At 69.1% G+C, this 21080-nt stretch carries 25 protein-coding genes and 1 pseudogene; 1 reads left to right on the forward strand and 25 read right to left on the reverse strand.

The window, feature by feature from the left end; all coding sequences use genetic code 11:
- From FL344_RS34310 to FL344_RS34400, 19 genes and pseudogenes are all read right to left on the reverse strand, one after another.
- Positions 1 to 193 (reverse strand): annotated as a pseudogene (locus FL344_RS34310) (DUF2924 domain-containing protein); the annotation flags it as partial.
- Between the two features lie 106 nt (positions 194 to 299).
- Complete coding sequence (locus tag FL344_RS34315) at positions 300 to 515, reverse strand: hypothetical protein (protein WP_141621501.1); 216 nt, start codon at positions 513 to 515, stop codon at positions 300 to 302.
- A 72-nt stretch (positions 516 to 587) separates the two neighbouring features.
- Positions 588 to 869, reverse strand: a complete 282-nt coding sequence (locus FL344_RS34320; protein WP_141621502.1) for a hypothetical protein — start codon at positions 867 to 869, stop codon at positions 588 to 590.
- 72 nt (positions 870 to 941) lie between these two features.
- Complete coding sequence (locus FL344_RS34325; protein ID WP_020479121.1) at positions 942 to 1226, reverse strand: hypothetical protein; 285 nt, start codon at positions 1224 to 1226, stop codon at positions 942 to 944.
- A 186-nt stretch (positions 1227 to 1412) separates the two neighbouring features.
- Positions 1413 to 1673 carry a hypothetical protein gene (locus FL344_RS34330; RefSeq protein ID WP_020479120.1) on the reverse strand — a complete coding sequence of 87 codons (261 nt, stop codon included), beginning with the start codon at positions 1671 to 1673 and terminating at the stop codon, positions 1413 to 1415.
- 119 nt (positions 1674 to 1792) lie between these two features.
- Positions 1793 to 2248 (reverse strand): hypothetical protein, encoded by a 456-nt coding sequence (locus FL344_RS34335; RefSeq protein WP_020479119.1) that lies wholly within the window; start codon positions 2246 to 2248, stop codon positions 1793 to 1795.
- A gap of 8 nt (positions 2249 to 2256) precedes the next feature.
- The gene (locus tag FL344_RS34340; RefSeq protein ID WP_141621503.1) at positions 2257 to 4167 is read right to left on the reverse strand and encodes a hypothetical protein; all 1911 of its coding nucleotides are present in this window, start codon (positions 4165 to 4167) and stop codon (positions 2257 to 2259) included.
- Positions 4168 to 4232: 65 nt separating this feature from the next.
- Positions 4233 to 5570, reverse strand: a complete 1338-nt coding sequence (locus FL344_RS34345) for a phage tail protein (RefSeq protein ID WP_141621504.1) — start codon at positions 5568 to 5570, stop codon at positions 4233 to 4235.
- Positions 5571 to 5579: 9 nt separating this feature from the next.
- Positions 5580 to 5975, reverse strand: a complete 396-nt coding sequence (locus FL344_RS34350) for a hypothetical protein (protein ID WP_141621505.1) — start codon at positions 5973 to 5975, stop codon at positions 5580 to 5582.
- 4 nt (positions 5976 to 5979) lie between these two features.
- Entirely contained in the window at positions 5980 to 6675 is a 696-nt protein-coding gene (locus tag FL344_RS34355) for a hypothetical protein (RefSeq protein WP_020479115.1), read from the reverse strand.
- A 7-nt stretch (positions 6676 to 6682) separates the two neighbouring features.
- Entirely contained in the window at positions 6683 to 7213 is a 531-nt protein-coding gene (locus FL344_RS34360) for a hypothetical protein (RefSeq protein ID WP_141621506.1), read from the reverse strand.
- Between the two features lies 1 nt (position 7214).
- Positions 7215 to 8744, reverse strand: a complete 1530-nt coding sequence (locus FL344_RS34365) for a baseplate J/gp47 family protein (RefSeq protein WP_194863361.1) — start codon at positions 8742 to 8744, stop codon at positions 7215 to 7217.
- Positions 8745 to 8861: 117 nt separating this feature from the next.
- Positions 8862 to 9755 (reverse strand): hypothetical protein, encoded by an 894-nt coding sequence (locus FL344_RS34370; protein ID WP_228565576.1) that lies wholly within the window; start codon positions 9753 to 9755, stop codon positions 8862 to 8864.
- A 26-nt stretch (positions 9756 to 9781) separates the two neighbouring features.
- Entirely contained in the window at positions 9782 to 10162 is a 381-nt protein-coding gene (locus FL344_RS34375) for a GPW/gp25 family protein (protein WP_020479111.1), read from the reverse strand.
- A gap of 10 nt (positions 10163 to 10172) precedes the next feature.
- Positions 10173 to 10847 carry a hypothetical protein gene (locus FL344_RS34380; RefSeq protein WP_141621509.1) on the reverse strand — a complete coding sequence of 225 codons (675 nt, stop codon included), beginning with the start codon at positions 10845 to 10847 and terminating at the stop codon, positions 10173 to 10175.
- Between the two features lie 8 nt (positions 10848 to 10855).
- Positions 10856 to 11434 (reverse strand): phage baseplate assembly protein V, encoded by a 579-nt coding sequence (locus tag FL344_RS34385; protein ID WP_141621510.1) that lies wholly within the window; start codon positions 11432 to 11434, stop codon positions 10856 to 10858.
- A gap of 10 nt (positions 11435 to 11444) precedes the next feature.
- Positions 11445 to 12728 carry a phage late control D family protein gene (locus tag FL344_RS34390; protein WP_141621511.1) on the reverse strand — a complete coding sequence of 428 codons (1284 nt, stop codon included), beginning with the start codon at positions 12726 to 12728 and terminating at the stop codon, positions 11445 to 11447.
- On the reverse strand, positions 12725 to 13066 hold the full coding sequence (locus FL344_RS34395; RefSeq protein WP_020479107.1) for a hypothetical protein: 342 nt from the start codon (positions 13064 to 13066) through the stop codon (positions 12725 to 12727). Before FL344_RS34395 ends, FL344_RS34390 begins: the two co-directional genes overlap by 4 nt.
- Positions 13066 to 13578, reverse strand: coding sequence for a hypothetical protein (locus tag FL344_RS34400; protein WP_020479106.1), 513 nt, complete (start codon positions 13576 to 13578; stop codon positions 13066 to 13068). Before FL344_RS34400 ends, FL344_RS34395 begins: the two co-directional genes overlap by 1 nt.
- 84 nt (positions 13579 to 13662) lie before the next feature.
- On the opposite strand from FL344_RS34400, the gene FL344_RS34405 reads away from it, so the two are divergent.
- Complete coding sequence (locus tag FL344_RS34405; protein WP_020479105.1) at positions 13663 to 14094, forward strand: hypothetical protein; 432 nt, start codon at positions 13663 to 13665, stop codon at positions 14092 to 14094.
- A gap of 18 nt (positions 14095 to 14112) precedes the next feature.
- Here the strand turns inward: FL344_RS34405 and FL344_RS34410 are convergent, their stop codons facing one another.
- The 6 genes from FL344_RS34410 to FL344_RS34435 form a co-directional block, all read right to left on the reverse strand.
- The gene (locus FL344_RS34410; RefSeq protein ID WP_020479104.1) at positions 14113 to 16806 is read right to left on the reverse strand and encodes a phage tail tape measure protein; all 2694 of its coding nucleotides are present in this window, start codon (positions 16804 to 16806) and stop codon (positions 14113 to 14115) included.
- A 3-nt stretch (positions 16807 to 16809) separates the two neighbouring features.
- Positions 16810 to 17001: a hypothetical protein gene (locus FL344_RS34415; RefSeq protein WP_011551951.1), complete on the reverse strand. Its 192-nt coding sequence runs from the start codon at positions 16999 to 17001 to the stop codon at positions 16810 to 16812.
- Positions 16998 to 17771, reverse strand: coding sequence for a hypothetical protein (locus FL344_RS34420; protein WP_020479103.1), 774 nt, complete (start codon positions 17769 to 17771; stop codon positions 16998 to 17000). Before FL344_RS34420 ends, FL344_RS34415 begins: the two co-directional genes overlap by 4 nt.
- Before the next feature lie 544 nt (positions 17772 to 18315).
- Positions 18316 to 18777, reverse strand: coding sequence for a phage tail protein (locus FL344_RS34425; RefSeq protein WP_020479102.1), 462 nt, complete (start codon positions 18775 to 18777; stop codon positions 18316 to 18318).
- Positions 18778 to 18788: 11 nt separating this feature from the next.
- On the reverse strand, positions 18789 to 19580 hold the full coding sequence (locus FL344_RS34430; protein ID WP_228565577.1) for a phage tail sheath family protein: 792 nt from the start codon (positions 19578 to 19580) through the stop codon (positions 18789 to 18791).
- Positions 19471 to 21006, reverse strand: coding sequence for a phage tail sheath protein (locus FL344_RS34435; RefSeq protein WP_141621513.1), 1536 nt, complete (start codon positions 21004 to 21006; stop codon positions 19471 to 19473). Before FL344_RS34435 ends, FL344_RS34430 begins: the two co-directional genes overlap by 110 nt.
- Positions 21007 to 21080: the final 74 nt, after the last annotated feature.

Here is a 21080-nt window from a genome sequence, read left to right on the forward strand (position 1 = left end):
GGGCGGTGGCTGTGGCCCGGCGGGAGGGGCTGCGCCGCTTCTTGGCGGCGAGGGATTCCTCGATGCGGCGGATGAGGTACGTCTTGTTCGGGCTGCGCGTCTCCTCGCCCACCACTTCGCGGAAGCGGGCGCGCAGCTCCGTCAAATTCATGGACTCCAGCTTCTTCGTCTTCGGGGCGGTGGTGCGGGGCATGGTGGTGTTTTCCTTTCCGGGCCGTGGGTACACGTCTGCCATTCACAAGGGCGGCCCTCATGCGTTGGTGCCCCGCTGGGCGGGGCGTGGTTGGTGAGAGGAGGCGCTACTTGCTGCGGGGGTTGCTGGCGGCGCTCAGGCCGGCCTGATAGGCGGCTTCGAGAGCCTCCTTCAGGCGCCACACCGGCACGTCGTGAAAGTCGAGGCTGTCGCTGTTGCGTGTCTTCAGTGTTTCGATGTTGAGCGTTTCGCTTGCGATGCGTTCGAGGGTTGCCTCGGGCGCCCGGGCAGGCTTCGCGGTGCGTGGCTTGCGGGGTGTCATTGTTTCATCCTTCCATGCGCCCTTGGGTGGCGCGCGTGAGGCATACACGCTCTGTTGCGCGCGTATGGCAAGTCATTGTGCGCTGGGATTGCGACGACTCTCGGGCTGCTTCGGGGCGGCAACGCGAGTGCTGCCGGCTGCGTCGAGCCCAGCTTGGTAGGCCGCTTCGAGGGCATCCTTCACTTCCCACACCGCGACTTCGCGGAAGTCGATGGGGCCGATGCGCGTCCGCAGCGTGTCGAAGCCCATGTGCCTGTTGGCGATTCTCTCAAGCGCTGCATCGCGCGATGGGGGGATGGCCTGCTCTTCGGAGTGTTCTTCGGAGGCGCTACGCGCCTCGGGGGTGTCTGTCATGGCTTTTTCTGGCGCGCTTGCTCGCAAGCGCGTGCGTGCATACGCGCTCTGTTTCAGGTGCAATGCAAGTCGCTATTTGCGCAGGTGCGCGAAGCACTCCAAGTCGATGGCGCGCGGGTCGAAATGCACGAAGGAGGTGGTGCCGTCCGGGCGAATGGGGGCGGCGTCGATGCAGTCCTCGGCCGTGACGCCTCCGAGGCGCGCCAGCTTCTCGTTGTCATTCACATAGTAGTCGTCCGCGTCGGGGTTGGCGTCGGGGCGCAGGCCGCCGCGCAGCACCGCGAAGATACGGACCTTCTGCCCCCGGAGGCCGGGGATTTCGTTGCCGAGGTAGGTGGTGTCAGTGCCGATAACCATGGGTGTCTCCCTGGCGCGCAGTGGGGAGCGCGCGAAGACATACACGCTCTGCTCCGCGCTGATAGCAAGTCGCCTGCTTGGGAAAGCCGCGCCAGGGACTCCGAGCGACAGGAGCGCCTTCGTTCCGACTACAGCGGCGTCCGGACGCGGCGCTGGCCGTCCAGACGCTGTTGCAGGGCTGGGCTGTTACGCGCGGCGTGGCGCCTTCCACGCTGCCTTGTCGCCGCGTCGGAGTTGTTCCCCTTCGAGGAGGAAGACGTCGTTTGACGCCGTCACTTCCCCTGGGCGTGGCCCCTCGTTGTGCTGCATCCCTTCGGCGGTGAAATCGCCGCGGACGGCGACGCCGGCAAGGACGCATTCGAAGGGGAGGTGCTGCTGCATCATGACGTAGACATTTGCGTCGGCGTCCAGCTTCGCAAGGATGCTAATGAGCTGTTTCACTTTCATGAGGCTCTCCGGGGTGGTGTGTGCCGTTGGTGTTGGACATACACGCTCTCTTCTTGCGGGGTAGCAAGTCGAGAAGAGAGGAATTGTGCCTCCAGAGGGCGTTGGCGGTGTGTCCGGTGTCAGGACGTACTGGGCGTGTCTTGGCTTGACGCTTCGGGGTGGGCGCGCCGCTCGCCAGGCGGCACCTCGATTCTCAATCCCTGGGGGAACCAGCGCTCGCGAGCCTCTTGCGAAAGGGGACGCACCACCACCTTGCCGGCGCCGCCCCCCTTGGGCTTGAGCACCGTGTGCAGGCGCCCGCGTTGGACGAGCTCGGCATGGAGATGGTCGACGAGGAGTCGGTGCAGGTGCCCGAAGCTGCCTGGCGTGGGGTGCTCCGGCTCACCCTCCGGCGCGCGGATGAGGAACTCGGTGGAGCGGCAGGAGGGGCAGGGCGGGAGCTGGACGAGGCCGTCGTCCACGTCCTCGCGACGCGCGACACCGACCTCCAGGGTGCCAAGGGAGAGGCGATTGCCGCTGCCGCACCGGGCGCAGCGCTGAAGTACATCCTCGGCGGTGACTTCGTGAATGGCCATGGGCGTCCTCACGCGACAGCGGTGTACGAGCCGTACCAGTACGTCGCGGCGAGGCCTGAGAGGTTTTGGTGGCTGTAGAAGGCGAAGCCGTCTCTGTCGGGCACCATGACGGTGGGGTTGCCGACGAAGCTGCCGCTGGTGGCGTAGGGGGTGAGGGTGATGGAGGAGGGCGCGGTGGGAAAGCGGCTGCGGAACGTCACCGAGCCGCCCCCAGCCAGGTTGTCGTGCGCGGCCGTGTCGCTGTTGCTGTACTGGAGGCCGAGCCGGCCCACCTCGCGCACGCTGCCCGCCACTTCGAATGAAGTGTTGCTGGCGGTGCTGCTCAGTGGGAGTCGCAACGTGCGCGTCCAAGAGGTGAAGGTGACGCCAGCGCTGGAGTCATGGAGGAACTCCGCCTCGTTGCGCGAGAGGCGGAAGCCGGCGGCAGCCGCGCCGGTGGTGTCCCGGGCCCAGGCGCTCCCATTCCAGGAGGCGTTGAGGGTGAACCACACCGAGTCGCTGTCAGCGTAGAGGCGCAGCCGCGCGGCGGCGCCGCCCGCACCTTGGGCGTCGAGGAGAAGGACACGGCCGGTACCCAGGACGGGCTGGAGGATGGCCTTGTGCTGGCCCACCGCCGTTTCGTTGCCGCGGAAGTGCCCGCCGCTGAAGGCCCCGAGGACTTCGGCGAGGGCCGCCTCGACGGTGCCCGCCGTAAGCAGGTTGCCCGTGTCCGCAACGGAGACGGCGGATGCCGCGTGGGCCCCCGCGCCTTGTGTGACGTGCCCGTTGAGAAAGCCCAGAAGCGCGGCCACCTGCTGCCGCAGGCTGCTGGCGGGGAGGGTGTGAGGCGTCCCTGCCAGTGCGTCTCCTCCGACACGAGACGCACCGGGGCTTCCGGCCGTCGTCTCCCCGAGGCGGGTGACGACCTCCTGCAACTGCGCCTGGACGCTGGTGCCGCTGACGTAACCATGGGGCGAGGCGCCAACGGCGCTGGCATGGTGGGCCCCCGTGGCCGCGCCCTGGTGGGTGTTGAGGAAGCCCAGCAGGGAGGAGAGTTGCGCGTCCACGGTGCCCGCCGGCAGCAGGTTGGGAGTGCCGGGCACCGCGTCCGCGCCCACGCGGGAGGCGCCCGGTGTGCCAGCAGCGGCCGAGGAGAGCTTGTCGACGACTTCGTCCACGGCCGTCTGCACCGTGGTGGAGGTGACGAAGCCGTGGGGCGCGTAGTCCACGGCACCGGCCTCGTGCCTCCGGGTGGCGCCGGAGAAGTGTCCGGCCAGCTCGGCGTCCACCTCGTCCAGCGTCGCCTGCACCGTGTCCGCGCTGGGGCTCAGGACGTCCCAGGTGCCGCTCTCCACGGCCACGGAGGTGCCCCGGGCGAAGATGAAGGCCTGGCGGCGGGAGGTATCCAAGTCCGCGGCGAGAATCTGCGTCTGCCCCGGGCGGCGCCGGACGTCACACAACAGCAGCTCGTCGGGCTGGAGGGCGGGCTTGGGCGCCTGGCCGACGGGGCCCTCCGGCGCCTGGCGCACCACCAGCTCGAAGGACTCGTCGCGGCGGAAGTACACCTGCTGGGAGTTGCCGTCCGTGCGAGGCTCGGACAGCAGGCGGGTGAAGCGCAGGAAGATGCCCACCCACCGCTCGCTGCCCGAGGTGGAGACGTCGGTGGGGATGCCGGAGAGGTCCACCGCGCAGTCCACCATCTGCCCGGTGCCGAAGAAGATGCGCTGGCCGAGGTTGTCGTAGGCGCGGCCCGGGGCCGTCAAGTCCACGGAGAGGTTGGGCACGGGAGAGTGCGGCGCGGGCACCGCCCCGGAGATGACGCCGTGGACGCCCAAGTCCGAGGCGAGGTTCCTATCTGCTTGCTCGAGCTGCGCGAAGGCCAAGTCCAGCTCGGCCTCCGTCACGCGCTGCCTGAAGTGAAAATCCAGCCGGTTGCTCATGCCTGCGCCCTCCAGAGGAAGGCAAAGGCACGGCGCGAGAAATCGGGGACATGCCTAGGCGGACGTCAGTGCAGCGTCGTCGTCTCGCCCAGCTCGCTGAGTCCCAGCTCCCAGTGCTCCGGGAGAATGGGCGGCAGGGGCTCCACCAGGTCGATGAAGTGGGTGTGGGCGGGCTTGAGGTACTCGACGAGGGTGCGCAGGCGCTGGCGCTCTGCCGGAGAGAGGCGGCGCTCCACCTCGACGTTGAAGGCGTAGCGGGCGAAGCGCTCCGAGGGACCCAGCACCCAGTCCATGCCCAGCTCGGACTCACCCAGCACGAGGGTGTCTGCTGCGAAGGGAGAGATGGCCCGCACCTCGATGCCGAGGAAGAAGCGGATGGCGTTGCGCAGGCCCAGCGCGGTGCCCTTCTGCTGGTACATGTCCACCAGGATGGCGGCCAGGCGGCGCCGGGCGAGGACGTCCAGCTCGAGCGCGAAGGGGTTGCCCAAGTCCTGGAGGATGGCGTCCAGGAATGCCTCCGGCGCGCGCTCCAGGTCAAAGACGTCGGGGAAGGCGTCCAAGTCAGAGAGGAGCAGGTCCGTCACTTCCTGGAGGCAGGAGATGAAGCGGCGCAGGTCGCCCGTCACGTCGTCGCGGCGGTTGTGGCGGGGCAGCATGTCCCAGAGCTGGAAGCTCCGGGAGGGCGGCCGGGCTGGACGGAAGCCCGCGAAGGTGGCGCGGTGGTAGGGGGCGAGCACCGGGTTGTCGTGCGCGTCCGTCACGCCCTCCACACGCACTTCGTACACCACGTCCGGCGTCAGCTCCGTGTCGAGGCCAAGGTGGACGAGGGTGCCGTCGGCCGCGGCCTCGAGGGAGGCCACCGGGACTGCGGGGGCGCCACGAGGCGTGAAGGTGAAGCGCGCCGAGGACGGCACCCGAACGTCCTCGTCGAAGGCGAGGCGCACGGACTTCGGCGCCAGGGCCTGGGCGCCCACGAGCCGGGGCGCAGTGCGGTCCTCCACGGTGAAGGTGTACGTCTCGTCGAGGAGGTGCGCGCCGCCGGCCGTGGCCGAGGCGACGCGGACGGAGACGGTGGCCTGGCTGGCCAGCGGCACCGCCGGGTGGAGCACCACTCGCAGGGTGTCCGCTGTCTGCGTCACCTCAGCCAGGGGCCCCGTGAAGGCGGGTTGCACCTCGACGCTGGCCCCGCCCTCGAAGGCGAGGACTCCACCCACCCAGACGCGCGTGGCCGCCCGGGCAATGCCGTCCGCGCCGACGTCCACCACCTCCAGCTCCAGCGCGGCATCGACGGGGACGTCCGCCTCCTCGGGGCCCGGAGCGCGGTTGAGGAGGAGGGGGCGGCGCGTCTCGGCGAAGAGGGAGACGGTGTCGACGTAGAGGGCGGGCAGCTCAACCGTGGCCATAGCGGCACCTCACGGGGAGATGAGCTCCAGGCGGACGCCCACCGTGTGGACTCCGGAGAGCTTCGAGACGTTGGCGGCCATGTCTGTGACGAGGCGCTCTCGGCCGGTGCGCCCGAGGCAGCGGGCGTGCTTCACCCCGTCGACGACGAGGGCCGCTTCCCAGGCCAAGCCCGCCGGGGCGCCTGCAGGCACACGCAGGCGCAAGGCGGTGCGGACCAGGTCCACGCCGGTGACGTCCACTACTTGCGTCACCTCGGCGAAGTCCCCGAGGGCCAGCTCGAAGCGGCGTCCCGGCTCCTCGTCTCCGAGCACGAAGAGGTACTCGCCCGAGGCGGGCGTAGCCCGCTGGGGCTGAATGCGGCCCTGCCCCAGGCCCAGGCGACTGGTGAAGGCGGTGAGGGCCATGGCTTCACACCTGTCGGGAGAGCTCGAGCGAGTCGAAGTAGGCCCGGCGCGTGACGTCCCGCACCGCGAAGCCGAAGCCGCCCCGGCCGGAGGTGAGGGGTTGGCTGCCGGAGTTGATGCCGAGGGCGTCGTCGATGAAGTCGGCCATGCCCGGCACGGGCTGCCAGTCGGGAGGCGTGCCAAGTGGGTGCGCGGCCAAGTCGTTGTGGAAGGCCTTGAGGACGACGTCGCCGTTGGCATTGACGATGACGTCCAGGCGCAGGTGCAGCCAGGTGCCCTGGGTGAAGCTGGCGGAGGACTTCAGCAAGACACCGGGCCCATCCGCGTCGGGCAGCCCCGTGGCCACCGCGCCCTTGCGCAGCACCACCCGGTGCGGCTCGTCGTCGGAGAGGCCCAGGAGGTAGGCGGAGTCGTTGACGGAGGTGCCCTGTCCGCAGAGGAAGAGGAAGGGAGCGAAGCCGGTAGGGCCGCCGCCAGGCCCGCGCTGGAGGCAGCCGCGGATGCTGCCTCCCTTGGCCATGGGGGCGAAGTCCGGGAGGTTGGCGAAGAGGGCGACGGCGCCCTGCGCGGCGGTGAGGGAGTTGAAGGCGAACAGGAAGTTGCCGCCGCCCGGGGGACGGGCAATGCCCGCCGTCACGCCCCTGTCCACGGTGGCGATGTCCAGTCCGCCGTTGAGGTAGGTCCAGTCTGCGAGTGCCATGGTGTCCTCACTGCGTGGCGGCCACTGGCCACCCGGTGTCGAAGTCCTCGCTGGGCTGCGTGGTGTTGAAGAGGGCCGCGCGCGTTGCCACGTCCTCCCAGCGCCAGGCGTAGGCCTCGTTGGTGTGCCAGCGCTGCTCGAACCCCTCGTGCGGCAAGTCGTTGAAGAGGCCCGACGCGGAGGTGACGTCCGCCCAGTCCGCGAGGAAGGGCCCCTGGCCCCACGTCTCGACGGCCTGCCCCTCGAAGCGGTGCGGGACAAGCTGCGCGGGCGGCATCTCGAAGAGGAAGCCGTCGTTGTCCCAGCCCCGGGAGAAGGCCTCGAAGCCGTCGCGCTGGCCGGAGAAGAAGGCGAGGGCGACAGGGACGTCGGAGAGGGCGGCGCGCCACACGTACCAGCGCTCGAAGTCCTCGCACGCCTCCTCTGGCACACCGAAGCCCGCCAGGGACTCAAGGCGCGTCACCGCCGTCAGCGTCCAGTGCGCGGCCTCGCCGGGCTGGCCGCCCGCGTCCTCGAAGCTGGGGTTCAGGAGGGCCATGTCAGAGGAGCCCTCCGGTGTCCCCGTCCTGCAGCGTGACGCTGCCCAGCACCGGCAGCTCCCTCACCGTCAGCTTCACATCCGCGGGCAGGCCGTTGAGTGTCAGGTCCATTCGCGCGTCGCCCAGTTTCCGCACTCCGGGCACGTCGCGGATGACGTTGAAGACGTCGGACCAGGCCACCTCTCCGGCCGGGAGGCCCTGGGCGTCCTTGAGGTTGAAGCCGAAGTCGATGCGCGGGTTTGGCGTGCCGTCCGGCTCGCTGACTCGGAAGTATGCAGCCAGCGCCTGGCGGACGCGCGAGGCGACGTCCTGGGCCGAAGCGCCCTGGCGCAAGAAGAGGCGGGCGGAGACGTCCACGCGCCGGTACACCGGCTCCTGGACGCTCACCTGGAAGGTGAGGGTGCAGGGATATACTTCGGTGACTTGCCGCAGCACCTGGGCCTTGAGCGCGGGCGTAGGCACCCCGCCGCCTTGGGGCACCACGTAGAGGATGCCTGCGTTCTCCGCGATGGTGGCGTCTTCGTTGGACGTCAGCATGAGGGCGCGGGCCACTCCGGGCAGGCGCCGGGCGTTGATTTCAAAGTCTTCGCGGGCGACGGTGCGCGTCAGGGCGCGGAGACTCTCGGGGGCGAGCAGCTTTGCCGAGGCCACCGTTTGCCTGTCCGCGCCACCCGAGGCGGGGGCGGGGTTGTGGACGGCTACCTGCACCGCGTGGCCATGGGCGTCCCGAAAGCTTCCCTCCACGACGACGAGGCGGCCCGCGTCCACGTTGCCGGCTGCGCCGCCCCCCGTCTTGTACACCACTGCCACGGTGCCAGCAGGCGGCAGGCCGTTGACTCCGTTTCCGAAGCGGACGGTGGCCTTGTCCCCCTGGTCCACCGAAATGAGGAAGTGGGCGTCGGAGGCGCGGGAGTTGAGGAAGGTGTCCACCTCGGTGAAGGCGCCCTGGGCGGTGGATACGCGGGCGGAGCCGTCGAGGTAGGGCGCGAAGTCCAGGTGCGCCTCGAAGTCGGCGAGGCCGCGGGCGTCGAAGAGCTGGGTGTGCGTCTTCGAGTGCTCGGCCACGGCGAGGACGCGCGGCGGGTTGGCGCCGGCCGGAATGGTGGCGGGCGCCAGCAACTGGAAGCGGACGGCCTCCGTCACCTCCTGGGTGCGGACGACGGTGCCGGCGGGGAAGGTGACGTGGGCGGTAGGAGGCTGGGCCAGGCGCAGCTCCACCTCGGCCGTGGCCGCCTGGGCACCGTGAAGCCGGTAGCCCAGCATACGCGCCAGGGCGATGACGTTGCGGCGCTGGGTGGCCGTGGAGAGGCGCGACTCGCGGGCGAGGCTGTCCTGATAGAAGCCGAGAACGTCGCCGACGAAGGCGTACATCTCCAGGAGCAGGTTGCCGAAGCTGGCGACGTCGAAGTCCGTCCAGTCCGGGAAGACGCTCTTCACGAGCGCCACGAGGCGCGCGCGCAGGGCGTCGAAGTCACGGTGGGTGTAGTCGGTGGACGCGGGAAGAAGTGGCACGTCGGCGAAGGCCTCCACCGGGAGACAAAGGCCTAGGGCCCACTTCTTTTCGGGGACATGGGGACAGCGACAGCGCTTCGGGCCGGCCCTGCGCTGCATGCGCAGGGCTGGGGCCCTGGCGCCTAACGCCTCGCCCTACCCGAACAAGGTGCGGAACTTCTCCTCGTCATGCGCGCGCAGCCGCTCGCTGAAGCGTTGTGCTTCGTCTGGTGCCGGGGGGCACCTGCGCGCTGGGACGAGGACGGTGTACTCGTCGCGTGGGCCGGGCCCGAAGAGAATGAGGCCGAGGCCGTGCAACTGGCAGCGCGCCACCAGCTCCCGCCTGTCGCGGAGGGAAAGAGTGTGTGGCAGGGCAAGGTACGTCTTCGTGGCGAAGAGCTGGTGGGCCGCCGCCTGCCCATAGGCCGAGAGGAGGTCCTCCGTCGTGCCCCTGACTTCGACTGCGAGGATTTCGGGAGTCCACGAGAAGGAGTCCCCCGCACATCGCCGGTACACGCCGACGATGTCCGGCAACCCCCATGGGTCGCCGAGGCCTTGGCTGCCCAAGGGGACTGCGGCGGTGAGCTCCTCCACGTCTCCCTCGATGAACTCGGCGAGGGGCAGGTGGAACTCCTCTTCGCGCGCAGCGGGCCCAGCGGCCTTGAGTTCGCCCATTCTGGCGGGGACGAAGAGGCCGCGCTCAGGCCTGCTGATGACGTTTGTGAAGGTCAGGCGGCCCAGCGAGCGGAGGGCCGGAGGAATGCAGGCGAATGGGGCCTCGGGGTGTTGGTTGTGCACCTCACGCGCCAGGGACATGAGGCGAATGCCAGAGGGATGTTTGCGGACAACCTTCACTGCTTCTTCTTGGAGTTGTCGAATCTGAACACGGCTGACGTCGCCTTGTGCGTTGTAAAAGCAGATGTGCCCGCTGGCTTCCCACCAGTGCATGGTGAAGTCCTTGCCATCCATGTATTCCATTTGTCGGCTCATTGGGTGAGGTGCTCCGTTTGAGGTGAGCCATACAGCCCTCTGGTGCGCGGAGAAGTCCACTCATATGCGTGGGATTGGAGCGCCACTCAGCCAAGGAGGGGAACGTCGAAGTCCGCCGTCGTGTCACCTTCGCGCACGCGCACACGAAGCGTCAGCATGGCTGCGTCCTGCTCGACGCGGACCTGCACGAGCTGGACGCCAGGCAGCCAGCGCGCGAGAGCGTCACGGACATACACGCGCGCCAGCTCCGCCAGCACGGCGTCGTTGCGCTGGTGTCGAAGCCGCGAGAGTCCTGCCCCGAAGCTGGTGCGCCAGGGCAGCTCGCCGGTGGAGTGAGGCGTGGCGCCTTCCGTCAGCAGCACCTGCCGCACCTTCGCGGCGAGCAGCTCGGCCCCGGTGCCCGCGGCGAAGTCCCGCTTCCTGTCTCTGCGGAAGGGGACGAGGAGATTCTGGGGCGCTCGACTCATGACGTCCTCCTCATGGAACCGGGATGGCCGCGCGCACCTGCTGCAGCGTGCGGACGATGGCGTCGAGGGGCGCAATGGCCTCTTCCAGGGCGCTTCCCTCGAGGCTGGAGAAGTCCGGCACCTGGGGGCCGCCCACTAGCCCAAGGAAGACGTTGAGGAGGGCCATGAGCTGGGAGAGGGCGGCCAGGGCCTTGCCGACGTTGGCGGCCTCCTGGGCGACGTTGGCCTCCGCGCAACCGGCCACCGCCAGGAGACCGGCGTCCCCAAGCTGGGCCGCGCGTTGCCGGGCCCGCGCCACACTCGACAGGCGCTGCTGCAGGTGGACGAGCTGGTTTCGCGCCTGGCCCAACTCGCCCAGGACGACGTCGATGACGCCCACCACGGTGTACGGCACCGAGAGCTGGGGGACGAGGCGGAGCAACTTGGACACCTTCTCGGCCAGCTTCGGCAGGGCCGCGGCGATGGCTGTCGGGTCCGGCGGCGGCCCCAGCGCGTCCGGTATGGCCTTCACGACTTCGACGACGGCCAGCACCGCGTCGATGATGTTGAAGATTGGCGTGAGCGGCGCGAGCGCCGGCTGGACGGCCTGCAGGAGCTGGTGGTGCTGCAGGGTGGCGCCGCCGGGCAGGGTGAGGGCAGGCGCCTCGGGGAGCGGGGGGATGTGGATGCAGATGGGCAGCGCCATGGGCTTCCTCAAATTGGCTCGGCGATGGGGCGCACCACGCGGCCGGCGATGGTGACTTGAGCCGCCTCCAGGGAGAGCGCGCCCACCGCGCGCAGGGTGAGGGCAGTGGTGGCTTCCAGGGTGACGGTGTTCTCCTCCGCGTCGAAGGTGAGGCAGTCGCCCGTCTTCCGGTTGGTGAGCTTGAGCTTCTTCTTCCCCGCGGACTCGTCCAGCTCCACGCGGAAGGTGGGCGTGGCGAGGACGCGGTTGTCGGGCGGAGACACCTGGGCTTCTTCGGGCACCTCGCTCTGACCGCCGGGCCGCCCCCAGTGCGCGCTGAGGTAGTAGGGGGCGTCGACGTCGCCCTGGTTGAAGAAGACAGCGACCTCTGCGCCCACCTCGGGGACGGCGAAGAAGCCCGTGTCCTTGGCGCCACCGCCGGAGGTGCCCAGAGGCCAGGCCCAGGCGGACTCGGGCTCGAGGACACCGGGGATGCACACGCGGACGCGGCCGAGCTGCGCCTCGTCCTCGCGCTGGGTGACGTAGCCCACGTACATGCCGAGCAGGCGCGTGTCGTGGGCGAGGAGGTCGTCGTCGAAGCTGCTCATGGTGGGCTCGCTACCTGGGGAGACTCATTCCGGCTTCGGGGTCCTCGACACCGATGGGCTGCCCGTCACGGCGGTACTCGATGTACCGGGTGCCGGTGTCCCTCTCGAATGCCTCCACTTCCTTCAGCGCCCCAGTCGTCTCGGGCGCACTGGTGTTGGGCTGTCCGCCCTGGGGCTGGCCCTGCTTCTCGGGGCTGGCTTGCTGCCGGCGGCCGGTGCCGTCGCGCGACAGCTTCAAGTCCGTGGTGTAGCCGGAGGAGGAGAGGACGTGCTTCGCCTCGGTGACGTAGTACCGGCCGGCCAGGAAGCTGGAGATGCCGCGCACCTCCACGACGGACTTCGCGCGCAAGCTGGGATTGCCCACCACCTGGAGGGACAGCTTCACCGTGCCGGCTTCCGCGCGTCGGAAGCGGGCCTCGGACTCGCGCTGGGCTTGGGCAGGTGTCGATGCCGAGGTGGGCTGGACGTTGGTGGTGCTGTTGCGGAGCTGCAGCGACGTGGTGCCCGTGCGCTTCTCCACCACCTCGAGAAAGTCCGCGAGGGTGGTGCGCTCCACGGTGGCACTGCTCGCCTGGACTTCGATGGTTGCCTTGGCCATGGCGTCCCGGCCACGGACGCCCACCTGGCCCACTCGACGGCCCAGCTCCGACTCGACGTTGACGGAGAGGATGTCGCCGCGGCCCGCGTCGGCGTACCACCACAGCACCTGTGTGGGCGCGGCGGCCTGGTTGCGCGGGCCGAAGGTGAGGCCCCTGTCGTCAACGTGGAACTCGAACTCCTCCCGCGCGGCCAGGCGCCGGAGGAGCCTCGCGTCCGTCTCCCCGGCCTGGTGGATGGTGTCGAAGGACTCTCCGGTGTCCTCGACGTGGATGGAGTCCTCCTCATAGCCGTACTCGGCGGCCACCTCACGCACCACCTGGGCGCGCGTCTTGCCCTTCCAGGTGCGCGTCTTCGCTTCGCGGTGCATGAGGACGCTGAGCGCCTGGCCCTCGATGGTCAGCACCTGAAAGCCCTTCAGCTTCTTCACCACCACCCGCCGAGGCGGCGCCATGAGCCCCGGGTAGCCCCAGGACACCTCCAGCACCGCGCCGCCCACGAGCTCAGCTCGGTCGAAGAGGGACAAGTCGAAGTTGTCCAACTGGAGGGACAGCTTGTCGGCCTTCGTCGCGGAGTCCTCGAAGGTGAGGCCGAGGACTCGGCCCTCAAGAGAGAGGGGCTCGCCGCCGCGGGCCTTCTCGTGTGCCAGCAGCGTGAGGCGCACGCCAGGCGCGCTCCTGTCGAGGGGCCGCGTCATTCGCTGGCCCTCCGCCGCTGCTCGCTGAGGATGACGTCGGTGAGGACGCGCAGCGAGGGGATGAAGAGGCGCCGCCCAGCCTCCAGCTCCAGCGTCGCGTCGATGATGGGCTCCGGTTGGTAGTCCGCAATCGCCCACCAGAAGCCGCAGGCGCGCGGCAGGGGCGCGAAGTAGCGGCCGGCCAGCCCCCAGAGAGAGTCTCCCTGGGCGACGAGGTGGACGCGCGTGTCCGCGTGGGGCTGGAAGCCGTAGGGGACTCTCTCGCTGAGGAAGAGGTGGCCGGCCTCGTCCCGGAGGCCGAGGGAGAAGGAGTAGCGGCTGCCGGCGTGAGGGGCCACTACGGCACCTCCTGGCGCAGCTGCTCGGAGGTGACGCGGGTGTCGAGCACCTCCTCGAAGGTGACGGTGGCGGTGTAGACGAGGACGCGTCCGTCGACGGCGAGCTGGCGGTAATGGAACTCCACGCTGGCGACGACGCACTCCACGGTGAGGAGGCCAGGCCAGAGGACGAGGACGCGCGGTGGTGCCGTTGCCAGCACACCCTCGGTGCCCGCCGGGGGCACGGTGAGCGCGCGCAGGAAGCCGCGGAACGCCATGATGTTGGAGGCGTCGGCCTGCTGCGTGGCGAAGAAGGCGTCCAGGTAGAACTCCACGCCTGCCAGCTGCCGGTTGGAGGTGCCCTGAAACTGGAGCACCTGGTGGGAGAGTCCCGGCACCGCGAGGCGATTCCAATTCACCTGGAGCTTCTCGGTGAGCTGCGACGGGTTGAAGAGGCACGCCATGGCCTCTCCGGTGAGGACGTTGACGAGGACGCAACGGGGGCTCTGGGCGAATGCAGAGGCGATGGACACTGCAGAGGCTCCTCCATGCCTCAGTCAAAGCCCTCTGACTCAGAGCGGGGACATGGGGGCGCGTGCGCTAGACTGGTCTCCTCCATGCTCACCTTCGAATTCGAACCCCCCGACACCTTCCAGTGCGACTGCTGCGGTGGGACGACAACGCTGCTGACGCGCTTCATCTGTCGTGACAGGGACGCATACGCCGTCTACTACGCGCAGTATTCGGACTCTCACCCTGAGCGCGTCGTCTCCCTTGCCGTTGGCATTGGTGAATGGGGCGAAGGAAGCAGCGAGAGCCAACGTGTGGCCTTCGCCTTGGTGCTCAGGCAGGACGCTGAGAACTGGATGGTGACGGTGAAGGATTCGGCCGAATCGCCCTGGAAGGAAGCGTCCGGCTTGGGGCGGATGTTGGATCGAGAGGAAGCGCTGGCCCACCCCTGGCTCACGGAAGTTTTCCACATCACGGACCATGTGGTTAAGGAGGATTCCGAGGTGCTCCGCTACTTCAATCCCACCGACGCTTCATGAGTGACGGCAAGGCCGGCGTCAGTAAGCCGGCATGGGGGAGAAGCTGCGGGAGGCGGCGTCCCTCTCGGCGCGCGCCGTGGCCTGGGCAAGCACCTCTCCGTCCACCTGCAGGCTGACGAGGACGGGCGCGGCGGGAGTTGCGGCCGGCTGCGAGGAGAGCACCTCGGGCTGGGGCAGCGAGGCCTGGAGGGCCGCCACCGCCGGCATGGACGAGGACTCCAGGGGCCAGTCCATTGGCGAGGTGGGCGAGGCGGTAGTGACGACGGACGCGGGTGTGGCGGCGCTGCCGGTGGCGTCCTCGAGGCCGAAGGCGACGGACAAGTCCCGGTGGAGGCCCAGCCGAGCCGTCCGCAGGGCCTGCTGGAGGCCGGTGTCCGTGCCGAAGAGGCTCGCCACCGCGTCCACCACACCGAGGATGGCGCCCACCAACTCCAGGAGGACGCCGGAGATGGCGTCCACCACCCCGAAGACGATGAGCTTCATGCCCGTCCACGCCTCGGCCCAGTTGCCGGTGAGGGCTCCGCTCAGCGTCAACACCACGCCCCAGAAGACGTCGACGATGCCGGAGAAGGCCGCCAGGGCGGCGTTGAGGATGCCCCCCACCACCGACACCACGAGGGAGACGGCGGACACCAGAACGCCCACGATGGTGGTGATGTTGCCGATGGCAAACCCAATGGCCTGCCCCATGAGCGCCCACCCACTGCTGCCCTGCTGCAAGGCGGAGTTGGTGCCCAAGAGGCCCGAGAGGGCCCCGCCGAGGACGCGGCCCAGGTGCGCCAGGCTGCCCAAGAGGACGTCGACGCCGGCCTTCATGTAGCGCCATTGGCCCGCCAGGCCTTCCGCCACCTCTGCACCGGCCGTCATGCCCATGACGACGAAGTCGAAGACGCGGGCGAGGGTGCGGCCCACCGTGGCCCCCGCGTCGCCGAAGGCGGCGAACTTCGCGGCAGCGGTGGCCGCGTCGTCCCTCTCGGCGAGGAAGCCCAGCGCTTCGCCCACCCGCCCTAGCGTCGCCTGGAAGGCCTCGAGGGTGGGGCGCGCGGCCTCCAGTCCGGCCGAGAAGCCGTCGGCGATGCCGGAGAAGAAGCTGTGGAGGCGATGGCCCCACAGGTAAAGGTTGATGAGGAAGTCCTTCAGCCCGGCATTCTCGGCCCGGCCCAGCTCCTCCCGCACCGCGCCGGAGAAGCCTCCGTCCTCGAAGAGCTGGACGAGGCCGCGGAAGGCGAGCGTCACCTGCTCCTGCACACTCCGCGCGAAGTCGCCCAGGCCGCCGAGGTTGTGGCGGAAGGCGTAGGCGAGGCCGGCCACGGCGACGCCCAGGAGGACGACAGCGACCACGGCCGGAAGCACCGTGGCCAGGAGGCTGCCCAGGGTGAGGCCCAGCACCTTGAGGCCCACCACCATCAGTGCCAGGCCCACCTTCGCGGAGATGACGGCGCCGACGAGGGTGATGATGCCACCTGCCCCCAGCGCGAAGGCTGCGAAGGCTCGCTTCACCGGACCGGGCAGGGCCTGGAAGACACCCAGCACCTGCTGCACCGCGCTGGCGACGAGGGTGACGAGGGGTTTCAGCAGCTGGCCGAAGGGCTCTCCGAGGACGATGGCGAGCGTCTCCAGGTTGCCGGCGAGCAGCGTCTTCTGGCCCTCGAAGGTGTCCAGCATCTGCTTGCGGAACGCCTCGGCCGTGCCGCCCGCATTCTCGAACTCATCGCGCAGGTACTTGAGGGCTTCGGCGCCGCGGACGACTTCGCCGGTGTCCTTGCGGATGCCGTTGGTGAACTGCGTGAGGATGGCATTCACGCCACCGAGCGCCTCGCGGCCGAAGGCCTTCAGGAGGAAGGCGGAGCGCTGTGCCTCCGTCATGCGGCTGAGGGCCGGTGCTAGCTCGTCGAGGATGCCGAGGAAGGAGAGGAAGTTGCCTTTGGAGTCGGTGACGGCAACGCCCAGGCCGCGCAGGTGCTCTTGCACTTGCGGGTCCGCCATGCGCTCCATGGCCACGGCCACGGCGGTAGATGCTCTCTCCACGCCGGGGACGACATTCTTCACCAACCCCAATGCGATGAGTGTCTCGGGCAGGGATTGATTGAGGGCCTGTGCACCACGCGCGGCGGTGCCGAGGGCGAGGGGCAGCTCATTCGCGCTAAGGGCGAAGACGTTGACGGCTTGGAGCATCTGGTCGACGGAGATGGCGGCCTTGTCGGTGGAGATGCCGAAGGCCTTCATCGCTTGCGACGCGAGGCCCGCTGCGCCCTGGGGCGTCAGCTCTCCCAACGAGCCACCCGCCAGGTCCAGCACCGGCAGCAGCAAATCCATGGACTCAGCGGCGGTGAAGCCGGCCTGGGTGAGTTCGCGAAGGCCCAGCACGGACTCGGTGGGGGTGAATTGCGTGGCGAGGCTTGCCTTGATGGCCGCGTCACGGAGCTGCCCGAGGACCTCGGCCGAGGCGCCAGAGACGGCACCCACGCCCGCCACGGCCTGCTCGAATTGACCGGCGGTGTTGGCCAGGGACAACGACGCGCCAAGGGTGACGGCGCCCGCCGAGAAGAGGGCCATGGCGACGCCGAGCCGCTCGAAGGCGCCCTCAATGCGCGCCGTGCCCAACCCCACGCGCCTGTCGAGGCTCATGAAGTTGCGCTCCACGCCCTGAAAGGTGCCAGAGGCCAAGTCCCTCGCCGTGAAGACGAAGCCCAGGCCGAGGTTGTTGAGCATGCGCTACCTCCGCTTCGCGGCCTTCTCCAGCGCCTTGGCCTCCTGGGCGCGCTGCTGGCCCATGCGCTCCAGGAGCCAGTCCCTGTCCGAGGTGGGCAGCTCCAGCGCGTCACCGAGGGGAGCTGCGAGGCCGCTGCCTCCGTGCTGGTGCCAGCACAGTTGGAAGAGGCCCTCGCGCCACGTCTCCAGCGTCACTCGCGGGAAGAGGTGGTGCGCTCCCGACGCCTCGCCGTCCGCTGAGTCCCCGGAAGGAAGAAGCCCCGGTCGAAAGGGAGCTCCACCTCCTGTCGCATGAAGCACTGGGCGCACTCGACTTCGAGGGTGGTGTCCACGCCGCAGTCGACGGCGTCAAACTCGTCGACGAGGAAGTCGGCGTCGCGCAAGCTGAGGTCCTCGACGAAGCGGCGCTTGTCGCGCGCGTCCACGCCGTCGACGTCCAGCACCCGGTAGGCGAGGACGGAGGACAGCATCTTCTCGGGCGCCGCGCGCTGAAGCTGCGGCAGCCGCCGCTCATCCTCACCCGTCAGCAGCTTGAAGCGCACGCGCTTGCCGGCATCCGGCAGTGTCGTCTCGAAGCGGTTGCCGGCCATGAAGGCCGCGCGGCTGGCGTCCGAGAGGACGCGCACCGGCAACTGCGTCAAGTCCAGCTCCCAGTCGATGCGGGCCCGGCAGGCCGCATTCTGACAGGGGACTGCGAACACGTACTCCGGCCCGTAGGTGAGGACGCGCACCTGGAGCAGGGCGAAGAAGCGGTCCCCCTGAAGCACCTGGCCCCAATCCACCTTCCCGTCGGCGAAGGTGTAGGGGCCTGCCTCCAGCATCTCCTCCCAGCACGCGGAGAGCAGCTCATCCACCTGGCCGCCGCTCTTCGCCAGCTTCCTATCCGCGAGGACGCGCTCCTCCCGCACTCGCATGCCGCGAATGCGGCCCGTCAGCCCCGAGGGGCACGAAACAATGTCCGCCATGTCCTTCCTCCGGGAAGGACAAAGGCCTCGGGCGGCAAATCGGGGACATCCTCAAGCGCGTTTCATTTGACGACGGTGGAGCCTGCGCGTGTTGACCTGGCCACACAGCGGACACCTTCAGTAGCTCAATAACGGTGGAAAGTTGAGCCCATGGCCCGCACCATGGATATTGAAGTGCAACCGCCATGCCCCATACCTCGAAACTCTCATGCCGAGTGGTGTTCAGCCCTCAGGCATGGGGGCAGGTGGGGCGCATGCCGCACGGCACATTCGTTGCCGTGAAGGAGGCCGTCGCCCGCCTTGCGAGGGAAGGACGCGTGCAGCGCTCGTCAGCAGGTGCCACCGCCACTCGGCTTCGGTTGGCCCCAGGGCCGCTGGACATCATCTGCGAGTGGGACGAAACACGGCGCACGTTGACAGTTGTGGATATCGTCTCCGTGCCCGCTGAGGCTTGTTGAATTCGCGGGCGGATGTGGCGCTGCTTCTGAATGGGAATCGCCCGCCCGCGTGCAAGGCCCATGGAAGCTACGTCGCTGGCAGAGGCTTACGTGGCCAGCTCGAAGAAATCGTAGGTGAGGGTGACGCTTTCGATGACGTTCTCGTCACTCTCATTGTCCCACTCACCCGCGACGAACTTCACCGGCCAGGCGCGGGAGAGGCTCCACCGACGCAGCGTGGTGCCGTCTCTGTCCTGCTGGACGATGTCGAGGTTGCGCTTGTAGAGGCTGTCCGGCAAGCCCAGGCCGCTGGCGGTGTGGACGACGTCCTGGAACCAGTCGAAGAGCTCATGGTCCTGCGTGGCGCCTCTCTCCAACGTGACGTCGGAGAAGGTGAGGCGTCCCGGGGACTTGTTGGGGATGAGGCTGCCGCCCTCGAAGTACTGGACGTTGGCGACCTCAACTGACAGCTCGGAGCATTTTTGAAAACCCGAGTGCCCGAGGCCGTCCACCTCACAGAGGAACTTGAAGCGCTTATGGAAGCTGCGCGGCTGTCCAATGATGGCCATGGCCAGTCTCCTTACAGGCCCGCCGAGGCCAGCTCGGCTTCGAGGGCGCGGGTGTCCTGAGAAACCCGCAGGACGATGAACTCGGCGGGCTTGTTGGTGGCGAGGCCGATGCGCGCCACCAGCTTGCCGGCGAAGACGACGGACGGCGGGTTGAGGGCGTCCGAGACGTCGACGAAGAAGGCCTTCGCGGGCTCCTGGCTGCGGAAGGCGCCGTTCCTCATCTGAGCGAGGAGGAAGGCGGCAATGGAGCGCCGCACCTGGGCGCGCAGGCCTTCGGTGTTGTTGCGGTGCCGGGCGAATTGCAGGCCGGACTTGAGACTGCGCTCGATGAAGGACACGCCCCGGCGCTCGGCGACGTAGGGGAAGTTGCCGCTGGCCTTCAGCGTGCGGCTGCCGTCGATGAAGCGCGGGAGGCCGGGCCCGGTGGTGAGCGGGTTGATGCGGCGGGGGTAGACGATGTCCCGCTTCTTCTCTTCGAGGCACTCCTTGGACTCGAAGCCCAGGACGCCGAACATGCGCCCGGCCTCGATGCCTGCGGGCGCGTCGTACACCCCGCCGGGGCGCGCGCCGTCGTTGCGCGCGAAGACGCCAGCGATGATGCCGGAGGGCGGGACGACGAGCTGCTCCACGTTGCCGAAGACGCTTCGGGCGGGGTTGAGCACCTTGACGCGCGGCCAGTAGAGGGCCGCGTGCTCAGAGAGTCCTTCGAGGGCGGCCTCCTGCGAGACGTAGGAGACGATGTCCGTGGCGCTGTAGCCCGCGGGCGAGTCGAGGACGGCGAAGACGAGGCCGTCGCGGGCCACCTCGCAGTAGCGCACCATGGCGTTGTGGACGGCAGGCGTGGCTCGCCCGGGCACCAGGAGGAGGGAGACGTCTTGCACTTCGTCGAGTGCGTAAAAGGCCGCTCCGGCCAGCCTCGGAGCCAATGAAGTCGGTGTCGTCCAAGCCGACGAGGCCGTCGTCACCGCCCGCGAGCGCCACCGTCTGCCCATCGGGGAAGGCGCCGGGTTGCACCATGAAGGCCCGGATGTAGCTGCTCCCGGTGCGCTCGTCATTGAGGACGCGCTCGACGTAGCGCGCGTCGTTTTCGGCCGAGGAGAGGTTGGGGAAGGACTCGCGGTAGGTGCCGTCCTCGAGGACGAGGACGTCGAAGGTGTCGGGCGCGCCATTCGTCGCTGGGCGCACCTCCACCTCGATGCGGTTGGCGTAGGCGCCCGCGTCCTTGGCTTCCAGGTGGAGGACGTCGGTGGCGCCGGAGGCGTCGCCCATGTGCGGCAGCGCGTCGAGGCCGAGGCCGGGGCCCGCGTCGCCCTGCACATGCAAGGAGGCGCCAGGCCCCGTGGCCTGGGTGAGCAACTGCAGGGTCCCCAGGGAGGACGGCGCCACGCGGACACCAGCCACTGCCGCCTCCACCAGAGCGCGGACTTCCGCCAACTCGACGGCGCGCAGACTCTGGACGTTGCCGCTCCCCACCTGCGGGCCGCCAGGGAAGCCGAAGACGGTGCCCGCCACCTCGTCGCCCACCTCAAGACGGCTGGAGGCGCCCTGGGTGTCACTGGCGATTCTCAGCACACCTTCCGCCACGAGGGCGCGGCCCCCAACGAGTCCGGCGTTGAGGACGGCGGCCACCTCCTGCGCGGTGGCCTGGGTGATGTCGTCGAAGTCCTCCTCGCTGAAGGGGATGAAGACGTCCCGCCCGTCGTCCACACGCACACGGAGCGCCTGTCCGGCAGTGAGGGCGTAGGGCCCCGGGCGGCCAGCAGAGACGGAAGCCGCCGCGCCGGAGAAGACGACGTCCACCGCCTCGGCGCCGTTGACGGACACCTCCAGGCGCTGGCCATCGGCCAGGGTGAAGGGGGGCCGCAGCGTGCCACGCACGACAGCGGGCGTGGGCCCGCCGCCCGTGGTGAGGGCCGCCGCCGCACGCGTGGCCGTATGCGACTCGGGGGCGGAGGCGTCCTCGTAGTGGACGGTGCGCACCGTCCAGAGGTGGCTGCCGCCATTCTCGAAGAAGCCCATGGCCGCGAGGGCCAGGTCGGAGTCCGGTGTGAAGCCGCCGAAGGTGGCCTGGTACTCCTCGAAGGAGGTGCACAGCACGGCCTGGCCGATGGGGCCGCGCTCCGCCAGGCCCACGGCACCCGCCACGGAGGTGGGCGCGGAGGGAATGCCGCGGACGCGCGGCTCCTCCTCCTCAACCACGATTTTCGACGACAGCAGCTCACGGCTCATGCGGCACCTCGCTTCTTCCGGGACACGCGCGCGGACGCTTCCGACGCGGGGAGGAGGGATGGAGAGGACGGCGG

Origin of the sequence: Myxococcus sp. AB036A, assembly GCF_006547355.1 — a bacterium.
Lineage (GTDB): Bacteria > Myxococcota > Myxococcia > Myxococcales > Myxococcaceae > Myxococcus > Myxococcus virescens.